General features: G+C 60.4%; 10 protein-coding genes. 1 reads left to right on the plus strand and 9 read right to left on the minus strand.

What is annotated here, in order from left to right:
• Positions 1-18 precede the first annotated feature (18 nt).
• Genes JHW44_RS16850 through hglS form a run of 3 tightly spaced genes read right to left on the minus strand, consistent with a single transcriptional unit; the run spans position 19 to position 4,207 of the window.
• The gene (locus JHW44_RS16850; protein ID WP_089345590.1) at positions 19-1,248 is read right to left on the minus strand and encodes a pyridoxal phosphate-dependent aminotransferase; all 1,230 of its coding nucleotides are present in this window, start codon (positions 1,246-1,248) and stop codon (positions 19-21) included.
• 7 nt (positions 1,249-1,255) lie between these two features.
• On the minus strand, positions 1,256-2,782 hold the full coding sequence (gene amaB / locus JHW44_RS16855) for an L-piperidine-6-carboxylate dehydrogenase (protein ID WP_179217783.1): 1,527 nt from the start codon (positions 2,780-2,782) through the stop codon (positions 1,256-1,258).
• 33 nt (positions 2,783-2,815) lie between these two features.
• Positions 2,816-4,207: a 2-oxoadipate dioxygenase/decarboxylase HglS gene (gene hglS / locus JHW44_RS16860; protein ID WP_089345589.1), complete on the minus strand. Its 1,392-nt coding sequence runs from the start codon at positions 4,205-4,207 to the stop codon at positions 2,816-2,818.
• Between the two features lie 520 nt (positions 4,208-4,727).
• Between hglS and JHW44_RS16865 the strand changes: the two genes are divergently transcribed.
• Complete coding sequence (locus JHW44_RS16865) at positions 4,728-4,889, plus strand: hypothetical protein (protein WP_272850355.1); 162 nt, start codon at positions 4,728-4,730, stop codon at positions 4,887-4,889.
• Between the two features lie 71 nt (positions 4,890-4,960).
• Here JHW44_RS16865 and JHW44_RS16870 read toward each other — a convergent pair whose 3' ends face one another.
• The 6 genes from JHW44_RS16870 to JHW44_RS16895 form a co-directional block, all read right to left on the minus strand.
• A complete protein-coding gene (locus JHW44_RS16870) occupies positions 4,961-8,782 on the minus strand; it encodes a peptidoglycan-binding protein (RefSeq protein ID WP_089345588.1) in 3,822 nt (1,273 codons plus the stop codon).
• Positions 8,782-9,624: a M15 family metallopeptidase gene (locus JHW44_RS16875; RefSeq protein WP_089345587.1), complete on the minus strand. Its 843-nt coding sequence runs from the start codon at positions 9,622-9,624 to the stop codon at positions 8,782-8,784. The genes JHW44_RS16870 and JHW44_RS16875 overlap by 1 nt, the downstream gene beginning before the upstream one ends.
• A 112-nt stretch (positions 9,625-9,736) precedes the next feature.
• Positions 9,737-9,892, minus strand: a complete 156-nt coding sequence (locus tag JHW44_RS16880; RefSeq protein ID WP_179217782.1) for a hypothetical protein — start codon at positions 9,890-9,892, stop codon at positions 9,737-9,739.
• A 416-nt stretch (positions 9,893-10,308) separates the two neighbouring features.
• Positions 10,309-10,821: a 2'-5' RNA ligase family protein gene (locus JHW44_RS16885; protein WP_089345586.1), complete on the minus strand. Its 513-nt coding sequence runs from the start codon at positions 10,819-10,821 to the stop codon at positions 10,309-10,311.
• Positions 10,822-10,920: 99 nt separating this feature from the next.
• Positions 10,921-11,928 carry an ABC transporter ATP-binding protein gene (locus JHW44_RS16890; RefSeq protein WP_089345585.1) on the minus strand — a complete coding sequence of 336 codons (1,008 nt, stop codon included), beginning with the start codon at positions 11,926-11,928 and terminating at the stop codon, positions 10,921-10,923.
• Entirely contained in the window at positions 11,925-12,956 is a 1,032-nt protein-coding gene (locus JHW44_RS16895) for a LacI family DNA-binding transcriptional regulator (RefSeq protein ID WP_089345584.1), read from the minus strand. Before JHW44_RS16895 ends, JHW44_RS16890 begins: the two co-directional genes overlap by 4 nt.
• Positions 12,957-13,042: the final 86 nt, after the last annotated feature.

Here is a 13,042-nt window from a genome sequence, read left to right on the forward strand (position 1 = left end):
TCGGGCGCGGTTTTCTTGTCAGCGCAGTTCTGCCGTGGCGCGGGCAATGCGACCCAGGGCCTCGGTCAGTTCCGATTGCGATGTCGCATAGGATATGCGGAAATAGGGTGACTGGCCGAAAGCCGACCCCGGCACGACGGCAACATCGGCATGATCAAGCAGCCAGCGGCAATAGCTCGTATCGCTGTCAATCAGTGTCCCGTCCGGGGCCGTCCGACCAATGACGCCCGCACAGTTCGCAAAGGTATAAAATGCGCCTTCCGGGATGCGGCAGGACAGCCCGTCGATGTCATTCAGCGCTGCGACGACCAGGTCACGCCGTTTCTGGAACGACGCGGCACGTTCGGCCAGAAGGTCCTGCGGACCTTCCAGAGCGGCAATGGCCGCGGCCTGGCTGATCGAACTGGGACAGGATGTCGACTGGCTCTGCACGGCGGCCATGGTCTTGATCAGCGCGGCCGGACCCGCCGCATAGCCGATCCGCCAGCCGGTCATGGCATAGGCCTTGCTGACCCCGTTGATCGTCAGGCAACGCTCGCGCAGTTCGGGGCAGGCGTTCAGTGGGCTGACAAAGTGGCGCCCATCATAGAGGATATGTTCATACATGTCGTCGGCCATCAACCAGACATGCGGATGCCGCTGCAGAACGGCACTCAATTCACGATAGTCCTCGGCGGAATAGATGGCGCCCGTCGGATTGGAAGGCGAGTTCAGCAACAGCCAGCGTGTGCGTGGCGTGATTGCGGCCTCCAGCTGCGCTGCATTCAGACGGAACCCGGCGCTGTCATCGCAGGGCAGGGTGACAGCTGTGCCGCCTGCGATCCGCACGATGTCCAAGTAGCTGGTCCAGCAAGGGGTCGGGATGATGACCTCATCGCCCTGATTCAAGCTGGCCATCATGGCATTGAACAGGATCTGCTTGGCACCCGATGCCACGGTGATCTCATCTGCCGCGAAATGCAGGTCATTGTCGCGACTGAACTTGGTGATCACCGCCTGTTTCATCGCGGGCGATCCGTCCAGAGCGGTATATTTCGTCTCGCCCCGATCCATGGCCGCAGTGGCCGCCCGCTTGACATGCTCTGGTGTGTCGAAATCCGGCTCTCCGGCCCCCAGGATGATGACGGGCCGGCCCGCGCGTTTCAGTTGCGCGGCCCTTGCCCCGATTTCAAGGATCAGAGAAACGCCGATTCCCCGCATCCGGTGGGCCGGCATGAAGCCGGCCTCGATCTGGTTCATATGTGTCATCGGATCATCAGATGTCGAAGACGACACCCTGTGCCAGCGGCAAATCGCGCGAATAGTTCACGGTGTTCGTGGCGCGGCGCATATAGCCCTTCCATGCGTCCGAGCCGCTTTCACGCCCGCCGCCAGTTTCCTTTTCGCCGCCAAATGCGCCACCGATTTCAGCCCCGGAGGTGCCGATATTGACATTGGCAATGCCGCAATCCGAGCCGCGCGAGGACAGGAAGGTTTCCATTTCGCGCAGATCCGTCGTGAAGATCGCCGAAGACAGACCTGCGCCGACGGCATTATGTGCCTCCAGCATCTGATCGAAATCGCTGAACTTCATGACGTAAAGGATCGGCGCAAAGGTTTCCTCGGTGACCGGCCCGCATTGATCGGGCATTTCCACAAGGGCAGGGCGGGCGTAATAGGCATCCGGTTCCCCGGCATCATAGCGCCCGCCGCCATGAACGGTGCCGCCTGCTTCCTTGGCGGCTTCGAGCGCGGATTCCATGGCGTCGAAGGCCTGCTTGTCTACCAGCGGGCCGACCAGTGCCTTCGTGGTCAGCGGATTGCCGATGGTCACCGAGTCATAGGCCTGGATCAGGCGCGGAACCAGCGCATCATAGACCGATTCATGCACGAAGAGGCGTCTTGTGGTGGTGCAACGCTGTCCCGCCGTGCCCATGGCTCCGAATGCGACGGCGCGAAGGGCCATGTCGAGATCGGCCGAGGCACAGACGACGCCGGCGTTGTTGCCGCCCAGTTCCAGGATCGAGCGACCAAAGCGCTCGGCAACCTTGGGCCCGACGATCCGACCCATGCGGGTGGAGCCAGTGGCCGAGATCAGCGGTACCTTCTTGCTTTCGACCAGCGCTGCGCCAACGTCGGCCGCGCCGATCAGAACCTGAGACAGGTTTTCCGGCGCATCGCCAAAGCGGGCCAATGCGCGATCAAGAATGGCCTGGCAGGCCAGAGCGGTCAGGGGGGTTTTCTCCGACGGCTTCCAGACCACGCTATTGCCGCAGACCAGCGCCAGGGCGGTGTTCCAGGACCATACGGCCACCGGGAAGTTGAAAGCGCTGATGACGCCCACGACACCAAGGGGATGCCAGGTCTCCATCATCCGGTGGCCGGGGCGTTCGGTGGCGATGGTCAGGCCATAAAGCTGGCGCGACAGGCCGGTTGCAAAGTCGCAGATGTCGATCATTTCCTGCACTTCGCCCAGACCTTCGGATTCGATCTTTCCGGCTTCGATCGACACCAGCCGACCCAGTGCGGCCTTGTGCTGGCGCAATTCGTCGCCCAGCAGGCGCACCAGCTCCCCGCGACGCGGGGCGGGGACGTCACGCCATGCGCGATAGGCGGCATCGGCGCGGTCGATGGCAGCGGCGGTCGATGCGGCATCATCCGCGGCAAGCGAGGCGATCTGCTGCCCGTTGACCGGGCTGAAGCTGGCCATGGTGCCGGCATCCAGAATTGCGGCGTCCAGTCCCAGAGAGGTCAGGATATTCGCGGCTTCGGCCTTCAGATCCATCGTGATTGCATCTTTCATCGTTTCAGTTCCCTTTCTTGTCGTTGCGTGCCTTCAGGCAATTTCGCGTTCATGTCCTTGCAAGACCTTCAGGCAGCGCGCCAAGGAGCTATCCTGGATGTCCTGATACAGCTGGAACTCATCTTGCACCGGCGCCCCCAGAGCCTCTTGAAAGCGGGTCTGGTTCGGGCTGGCCTCGAATTCCTGTCCGGCCTCATCTCCAAGGTTCGATTGAAAGATTCCGGCCGCGCTGACGGGCAGGAAGTCCTCGTAGACGATTGGATCGGCGCGCAGATAGCCAGCGGCCATCAATGTGTCCGGATCCCCGGCAAAGACCTTGCCCGACAGGTTCTGGGCCTTTTCCGTGACCGAATATTCGAAATAGCCCAACTGTTGGCTGCGGATGCTGTCCAGATCATCGGGGAATGCGGCAAAGACCTCGTTCAGGGTCGCGACATATTCCGCGGCATTGCTGCCATCGGCCCTGGGTTGCACGCGGTTGCGGGTCTCGGTCAGCAGACGGTCGTAGAGTGCCTTGCCCTTGGGCGTCAAAGCCTGGCCACGCGCCTCGATCTCGCCAAAGCGTGCCGTATGGTGGCCCTGCTCTCCGGCAAAGTTGACGGCCTCTTCCAGCGCCTTGAACGAGGTCTGGCGCAGAAGGATCGGGCATTTGCGCCGCGGCGGCCCTTCGATGACGGCCTTGGGGGAGATACCTCGTTCGGGCATCATTTTCTGGACAGCGTCAATGTCCAGCGTGCGCGGCGTCAGGTGATTGATATGGGGGCCGCGGAAAGACACGACATCGGCAATCAGGCGATGTGCGTCATGCAGGCGTTGATACAGTGCGCGGTCCACCAGGGCGTCGGCATGCCAGCGGAATGTTTCCAGCGCTTCATTGACGAAATCGGCGGCTTCTTCTTCGGTCAGGCCACCCTGCTTTTCGCTGCGCTCGATCAGGACCAGACATCTGTCGGTAAAGATCTTGCGCGACTCCAGCAGCCGCGCTGCCTCGGCCCGCAGATCTTCATCCGCGATCAGGTCAAGACGCAGCAAGGAGGTGAAGACCCGAAACGGGTTGCGACGCAGGGCCTCTTCGCCAATGGGGCGGAAGGCCGTCGAATGCACGGGGACTCCGGCTTCGGTCAGGTCGTAATAGCCGACGGGATGCATGCCCATGACGGCAAACAGCCGCCGGATCGTGGACAACTCTTCTGCGGTTCCGACGCGGATGGCGCCATGGCGTTCTTCCGAGACCCGCGCCAGTTGTCCGGTCCAGCGCATGTTCCCTGCCAGAATGGGATCTGCGTCGAGCACACGCTGGTTGACGTCCGAGACAAGGCTCATCAGCGTGCCATAGGCCGGAACTTCATTGCGATACATATAGGACATCGCCGCGGAAAACCGGGCTCTGATCGTGTCGGGATGGGCAAATTTCGGATCGGTCATGGTGCCTCCGTTCTGACCCGTGTTGGGTTTTGATGGGGGAAAGCTAGCCCGGTCAGACGGTCATGAAAAACGATGGTTCGTGGCTTTGTCATTCCATAATGGAATGTGTTTTTAGCCAAGCTGTCATTCAAATGATCGGGGCCGATTGCCGTCGCAAGGCGCGCGGCTTGATCGTGACGCCAATACCAATGGTTTCAGGAGTGACCGGATCGCTACGAGGCCCGGCCCCTGTTAGACCTGATGATCGCGGCGTGCGCTGACCGGTTTGGCGGCATTCTTCGTTCGAGGGTTGCGCCAGGTTGGCTGGCGCCGAGCCTCATGTTTGGTTGCCCCCTTCGATGCAAGACTTTTTTGACCTTCTGAACATGTGATCGGGTGTGTATCTGTTTCAGGCCTTTCAGGTGCGACCGTGACATGCCGCTGGCCGGTCCTCTGATTGCGGTATCGTGAATCGGGAAAGCGAGCCGTCCGTCCAGGGTCATGGTTCTCTCCGAGGTCAACCGATGACCGCTATGCCACCGTGCAATCAGGGCTGCGCAGCATTCGCCGCCTGGCGAGCGATCCGCCCGTCGCGCCCTTGCGTCGCGAAATGCCCGACATGCCGGAGAATATCTCTGACACATTCCAGGTTCTGGTCGACTGGCATGAACGTTTGCGGCAGCGCCATCGCCAGCCAATCTGACGCAGCCCCCTAACGGAGAGTTCCGCAAGAGAGGCCGCCGACCCAGCCAGTTCACTCTGCCATCACGGGGACTAGAAATCGATCTTGAGTTGTTGCGCTGCCGGGACATTGGCCAATGTCTCATCCACCATTCGCAGGGCTTCGTAGTCGATCAGCATCATCGTGAAGGCGGCTCCGCCCTGCTGCGCCATGCTTTCGGGTTCGAATGCCAGCACATGCCCGCAGGACGAAGCCTGCTCGGCATAATCCACCGGCATATCGGCGATGGCCCAATTCCACGCCGCGGGCCGCTGCGACAGGTCGAAAGAGATGTCAGCATCATCAAGTGATCGCCATCTGCTCACATCCACGCGACGAGAGAAATGCGGTCGGCAAATCACCTGTGCTGCTCCAGGGGCACCGTCGAACCAATACATGCGGGCTCCCTCGGGCAAATCATCCTGCATCGCGGGCGTGCCATATTTCTCGGTCAGAGATTGCAGGATCGCCTCGAAGGGCAGATCACCGCGCGGCAACTGAAACCGGCGCAGAATGGCCAGAACCGGTCCCTCTGGTCCCGGCGCTGCCAGGGTGATGGCTTCGGTGCCCTCTGCGCCGACATACATCCGCTGGTACAGGGTCGAGCGGACCTGATCCGGGTCTGGTTCGCTTCTGGGCCGTTCCAGCACGGCAAGAATACCACCACGCTCGCGCAGCGCGGCCTCGGCCACGGGCAGGGTCATGCCGGTGCGAAGTCCAAGCAGGTCCCAGTCGCTTTGCGCAACCGCAAGTTCCGGCAATTCGGGCCAGCCGTCATCCGGCAAGGGCGCAGTGGCGGTTGGCGAAATGCTGCTTGCCGCCAAGGCAGCCTGCGACGCCGCAGTTCTGGTGGAAACGGGTGCTGCCGCCGCCGTTCTTGCAGGCGCGCTTTCCATGGCTTCGACCTCGGGCACCGGGTCAAACTCCAGCCGCGCAATGGCTGCATCCCGGTCGAGCGCAGGCGAAACCTTCATTTTCTGCGATGCCGAACCTTGCGGAACAAACAGAAGCAACTCGCGTATATGGGCCTGTGCTGCAAGCTGATCCGGCCCTTGCGGGGCCAGCATGTCGACACGGGCATAGAAGGAAAGTGGACCTGATCCCCGTCGGGCGGCTTCTCGCGCGGCCTCGAAAGCGCGGGCCTCCTCGATGGACATGGGAATCGTCAAGGCACGCACATCTATTCGGGGCTGGACCCCGCGCATCAGGGCTTTTTCGGTGGCGCCCTGAACCGGCAGCACAAGTTGCACGCCGTTGACGGGCCATGCCTTGCCTTCCAGATCATAGGCTCCAAGCGTCATGCGCCCCGCGATCCAGGGTGCTTCCTCCTTGGCCTGCCTGGCCTGTTGAACTTTTGTTCTGGCTGCGTCCAGGGCGTCAAGCCGGGCAAAGGTATCACCGCGATGCAGGTTTGCGCGATCCATGGCTGCGTTCAGATACTTGTCGATATCCTGACCTTGCAATTCGGCCGCCTTCGCAGCGAACCACCAGATTGTCGGCAGGAACACCCGCTCCCTCGGATCCACCTCGACCTCGGCAAGTTCAGGGCGCGCGACGACCTGTCTTGCGCCGCCGATCCCCGGTTCGGTGATCTCGAAGGCGACCGGCTGCACAACGGCAACGAGCGCGGGGTCCACGCTGCCCTCCATCAACATGGGTTCCGAAATGCGGGCCAACAGCGCCAGATCCTCGCCGTTGCGCGGCTGCGCAAGCGCGGGATCGATGGCTGCGCTTTCGACCAGGGCAAAAGGCGTGGGAAAGACCAGGACCAATTCGATGTCGGGCACACCCCTTTCACGCGAAGACAGTTGTGTCCAGGCGACATGTTCCAATGGCTGAGCGGTCAGAGCGGCAATCTGTTGCGCCACACCCTCGGACTGAAAGAAATTGGCGATGGAGAGGCGCGCAGGCTCTTGGCTGGTGGCCCAGGCAGGCAGGCGAACCATGATGCCATCGCTGGACGACGCATGAGTGGTCAATGCCGCACCAAGATCCGTTGCGTCCAGTTTTGGCGCGCGCTCCAACAGGCGAAAGGCCGGACCTGCCTGCCGCAGGTCAACCGCCTCGGGTGGTCGATTGCCGGTCGGAGCTTCGAATTGCAGGACAAGCTTTTCCGGCGCGCCGCTCCAGCGCAATTCGACGGGGCCGGTCCGACGCAGCGTTCGAATTGTCTGCATCACCCCATCAGGTCCCATCCGCCCATTCGGGTGTCGCTTCAATGACAGCTCGACGTCGAAAACAAGCATCAGCGGCATCTGGCGGCGTTGTCCCCGCGCATCGCGACCGTTGTACCGTCGCGCGAGGTCTTCGACCCGCGCGGGGTCCATTTTCGACTGTTGCGGCACGGCCGAGGCCAGATCGGTCTCTGCTGTGTTGAACTGGCAGCTGTTTGCGATCATCGATGCCCAGTCGACCATGCCCGTATCGAAATCGAACGCACGATCGATCGGGCCAAGCGCACAGAATGCGCGCGCCCGAAGCGGCAGATCGAACTGTTCCGCCATGGCAGTTCGGGTGATGATTCTTGCCGCGGCCTGCTGGAAGCGCCGGCGATCGAATTCGGTCGTCAGATTTCTCATGGCGCAGCCGTAACGTGATGACCGCGCGTTCTTGAAACAGGGGTCGTTCGTGATATCACTCACACCCGAGGTGGACAAAGCCAGCCTGACGATCTCGTCCTGTGCGGCGCGCGGTATCTGGTCAAAGTAGCGCTGCAGCGCGGTCTCTCCCTTCGCAAGCCCTGCCTCCAGATCTTCCGAACCCACCAACCATTCCGTATAGGTCAGACGACGCTCCAGTTCCTGTTTGTGATCGCGATAGCTGATGCTGCTTTGTTGGGGCACGATCAGCGCGCCCAAGTGGTCGTCGCTGTAAAGGATACGCCCATCCACGGTGACAAGACCGCCTTGCGCGGCGACCGTCATCGTGGCTTCGTTTTCGGAATGATGGACGGGAATGTCCGTTGTCGCTGTGGGCATGGCGGGAAGGTCGGGAACCTCTCCGCCCAAGACCGCAACGCGTTCGCTCATCGACGCCTGAAGGCAGGTCATGTCACCCTGACAGCTATCCCGCTCGGCAATCCACCGGCGCTGCTCAGAGAGGCTGGCCTCGGAATTGTCGACCCGCCGCCGCGCAGTCCATGCATCACCAAGCGCACGGTCCAGCGCCGCCAGCGCAGGATTGACGCATATCGCCCGCTCGGTCGCGGTGCCGGCCTGGGCGCAGTCAAAGCTTGGCCCGGGAGCGCGCGCCAAGGCAGTCAGCGTCTCCCATTCCGAGCGGGTCAACGCACCCGTGGCGCGATGCCCGAGGCTTCGCTGGAAGGCCAGGATCGCATCACGTGTCTGGCGACCGGGCTGACCGTCAACCGGGCCCGCGTCGAAGCCCCTGGCGTTCAGCGCTGCCTGGATACCTGCGGCATTCTCAGCAATATCGGCTGGCGGCAACAACATATCGCCCGGATCGCCACCCTGCGGTGCCATGTCCTGCGCGACATCGACGGTGATATGGCTGACCGATCCGGCACGCCCCCAGATACCGACCTCAAGCAGGGCCCCTCCAGAGCGCAGCACCTGCGAGGCCGCCGGGCTGACAGACCCGCGCGAAAGAAACCTGCTCATCGCCGCACGGAGATTGCGCGAAGAAAAGGTTGCATCCATCGTGTCGCCAGCCTGCCTGTGCCCAAAGCGATGCACATTGGCACGGTCCTGGGCAAGGATCGCGCCCGGGTCCGTAAGCGCGGCACCCGCGGAATTGCGGCGATCCACCGGGGCGATCTCGGCGCGATAGGTTTCCAGAAGCGCCTGCGCCCCTGCATTCGCGGGCAAGATTGCAATCAGCGCCCCCGCTGCTGCTGCCTTCAACCGATCAGTCATCACCTGTCTCCCTGCGCCATCCGCCCGTAAAGGATCAACTCGGGGCGAAACTCGAAATGCATGCCGTCGAAATGGTGCCACTTGCCGCCCCAGATGAAGCCTGATCGCTCCATCGCCTCGACAAGACTCCACGGAACGCGGTTGTCGTAGTCGCCAACCGCGCCCTCGGACGCACCGGTCCAGCGCCAATAGCCACCAAGCGATGCGTTTATGTCGATCGCGATGCCCCAGGAATGCGGGCTCAATCGGTTGGTCCCGGAAATAGGTCGCCAGGCATAGCCACCTCCAACGGTTTCGAAGAAGGGGGCAAGCGCCGTCTTCTGCGGTTCCAGACTTGCGAAGGCAGAGCGGAGTTGACAGGCCACGCCATGCCGTGTCGTCACATGAAAACGCGCGTTGCCAAAGACAACCGTTTCCAGCGCAGCCTCCACTTGGGCACGGTCATTGCCGTAAAGCATCGCGAAAAATGCGCCATCGCGCACACGGCCCGGATCGAAGAAAGGCTTGGTGCGGCTGTCCAGATCGCGCGACAAGGGATAAACCGGGATGAACTGGTCGCCCATCGTTGGCGCTTCAAGGCGAGCGCGAGCTGCCCGGTCGGTGGGCCCCGATATCGTGAAAAGGCTGCCGTCCGGGCCAATCAAGCTGCCGGGGCCTTCACCCGGCATCAGATCGGGATAGGCCTGCAGGATCGCTGCGCGCCGATCTGGAGCGGAAAAATCGGCGGGCATGGGTTCGCTCAGGAAATCACGCGCCGGGCATTGCTGTGCGCCGGCACTGCTGCCAAGCAGGCCGAAGGCCAAAACGGCCACCGCAAGCACCGCGGCGGAACCTCGAAACATCGGCACCCCCCGTCCTGTGTCGGTTTCCCATGAGATCGGAGCGAACTGTAATTGTGCTCTTTATCCTTGCACTTTAATCGCAACGAATAAAGCTTCTCGTTCGCAACCTGGCTCACGGCCATGCAATGTGGCGGGTGGCGTGGCTGGCAAAGCCATCCATGAAGTTGTCCTGCTGACCAAGGGCGTTCGGTGCCACGAAGACCGCATTGAAGCCGCGATCCTGACCGACGCTGAGCAAGTAACGCCGGTTGCCATCTGGTACTTCCACCGTTCCGGACGTGAACCGCGCCGGGTTTTTCGGAGGCTCCAACTCGTGACTAGGCTGGAGCATCATGAACAAGACAACGAACAAATAATCACCAGACGTGCGCGAACGTGCGGTGGACCGTATCCGGCGGTGGTGGCAATTCTCTGGCGGCGCATTCCGGTCATAAGAATCTGGATCCGGTCACGCTGCGAGTTCAAGAGTGATCCGCTCGGACTTCCGTTGCGATGGGTCGGTAATCCTCCCCCACGATACGCCGCCCTCTCAGGCCGCATCACCCATTTTCAGCCATAGCTCCTTGAACTCCGCCCAATAGCGGCTTCGCTTCGCCATCTGGCTCGTTCCTTCGTCAGTCGCTACAGCTTGGCAACTGGTCCGAAATCTCGCGACCACCTCTTCGGGGGTGCCGCAGATTCAATCTATTGAAAGGCGAGGGTTTCAATGATCTTCCATTGTTGGATCGGAACATCCTTTGAGGAGTGAACCAGACTTATCCCCTTTGCACGCAGGATCGCGCCGCGGAGATCCTGAGCGAGCATGATTTGCTGCTTCAGCGCCCTGCGCTGCCGAGAATCTCCGTAGGCCAGGCTGACATGAGGCGTGTCGATGTTGCAGAGATCAACTTTCAGCTTCCTCGCGACCTCAATACGCATGTTCAAGAGAGCGCGGGGGATTTCGACAGACAGGTACAATGCCATGAAGAAGCTGTCCGAGGCACCGATATCACGCACGGGCATATCGAACTGCACTATCTTTTGCGCGAGCAGTTCCATCTGCTGCCTGATGGTGCTTGGGTCAACTTCGATGTCACCGACCAATGTCAGATGCGGCTTGAACACGGGGCTGGCGCATTCGTCAGCGATTTCCTGAATCTTGTTCTGCAGAAGCTTCTCGCCACGCTCGCAAAATTGCAGCCAAATGGAATAACCCAATGGAGCTTCCTTCTGTCAATTGTTCGCCCGATACCGACTGGCCGAAGCAGCAAAGGTCATCTTGGGATCAAAGAGGTCCGCTGAACCTGCTTGACCGTTTCACGCTGCAAGTCGTTGATTGCCGTTGAACTTCATGGCCGTGTCTCGCGCGATGTAAAGTTCGACATCCCCGCCTGCTTGCAGCGCTGATGCCTCGGCTGGCGGCAATTGGGCCACAATGTTCTGGCCGTGGAAGTTGCAATGGCAAAGCGCACTGGAGCCCAGATACTCGATCAGCTCCAGCCGAGACATGATTTTCAGATCGTCTTCGCCGGTCGGAGACAGCTTGATGTTTTCGGGGCGAACTCCATATGCTTCGTTTGCTTGAAGGTTGCCGATATCGCCATCGATAAAGTTCATCGAAGGTGATCCCAGAAAACCGGCAACAAAACGGGTTCTCGGATCCTCGTAAAGTTCGTGAGGCGTGCCGACCTGTTCGATATTCCCCTTGTCCAGAACGACGATGCGGTCGGCCAGCGTCATGGCTTCGGTCTGGTCATGGGTCACATAGATCGATGTCGCACCCAGATTGTCGTGCAGCTTCCTGATTTCCACCCGCATCTGCCCACGCAGTTTTGCATCAAGGTTCGACAGCGGTTCGTCGAACAGGAACAGACCAGTATCGCGAACCATTGCACGTGCCATTGCCACGCGCTGTCGCTGGCCGCCTGACAGCTGCGAGGGTTTGCGATCCAGGTATTGATCAAGCTGAACGATAGCCGAAACGCGCGCCACCCGTTCCTTGATCTCGTTTTTCGACAGGCCCTGTACCCTGAGCGCAAAGGCTAGATTATCAAAGACCGTCATATGCGGATAAAGAGCATAGTTCTGAAAGACCATTGCCAGCCCCCGCTCTTTGGGCGGAAGGTTGTTGACGCGCTTTCCTGCAATGGAGCAGTCGCCGCTGGTAATACCTTCGAGTCCCGCGATCATTCGCAGCAACGTGGATTTCCCCGATCCCGAAGGTCCGACCAGAACGACGAATTCACCTTTGGCAATCGAAAGTGAAATGCTCTTGATTACTTCTATCTTTCCGTAGGCTTTCCCGACATTGGACAGTTCGATCATGAAATTACCTCTCGGCTAGGGTTCTTAGCAGCGACGCCGCCGATTTGAGAAGAATTCGGAGTGGACCGCCGCAGCTTGAGGCGAACCGGCATGCGCTTGATCACGACTTCGCTTTCGGGGTCAGACAGGCGCACATTTAGACGCGATACGATCCACTCGGCTATTTCGGCTGGTGAGTGATGCAATGTTGTCAGGTCGTAGAAGGGCGAAGACGCCATATCGATGTCATCAAATCCGCAAACCTTCAGATCTTCGGGAATCCCGAGACCAAGTTGCACCGCGGCCTCTATGACGCCAAAGGCCAATACATCATTGGCACAGAAAATGGCTTCTGGTCTGTCGTCGGCGGACAATACGCCAAGCGACAGTTCCCGGGCGGTGTCCTTGGTGAACCTGAGGACGTCGCAGGCCACCCGCGGCCCGAGCCCGGCCTTGAAGCCGGCTTCGCGTTCGTCGTCAGAAAAAGTCTTGCGAACGTGACGCACGAAGGCTGCGCGTTTCAGGCCGGTTTTCCTGAAAAGCTCTCCGACCATGCGGGATCCAAGATGGTTGTCCGCGACGACGCAATCCACACCCGGTGCGTCAAGCGTCCTGCCATAGAGAATGACCGGCACGCCAAGCTGCACGAAACGTTCGGCGGAATCCTTGGACAGATGTCCAGCGGCGACGATCACCCCGTCAACCTGATAGTCCAGTGCAACCATCGCTGCCGGATCGTTTTCGCCATAATCTGCCGGCACCAGCAAAAGCCGTCGCCCGCTTTTCTGAAGGCCTTGAGAAAGTGATTCGACCAATTTTGCGTCAAAGGGATTGTGCAGACGCCCCACCACCAGGGCGACAAGATTCGTCCGCGAACTGGTAAGGCTGCGCGCCATGACGCTTGGCCGGTAATTCAGTTGCTGCGCCGCCTCTTTGACCCTCGAGGCGATCTCAAGTGACACGGACGGCTCCTTGGAAAACACGCGACTCACTGTTGCGGCGGAGACGCCGGCTAATGCGGCTACATCTTTGATGGTTGTGCGTTTCATACGGAACCTATGGCATTGTGAGAAACCGTTTTCAAGATAATTTATTGGCTAAAAATTGATTTTGAGAAAATTATTGCATGATTTGA

This window comes from Paracoccus seriniphilus (assembly GCF_028553745.1).
Lineage (GTDB): Bacteria > Pseudomonadota > Alphaproteobacteria > Rhodobacterales > Rhodobacteraceae > Paracoccus > Paracoccus seriniphilus.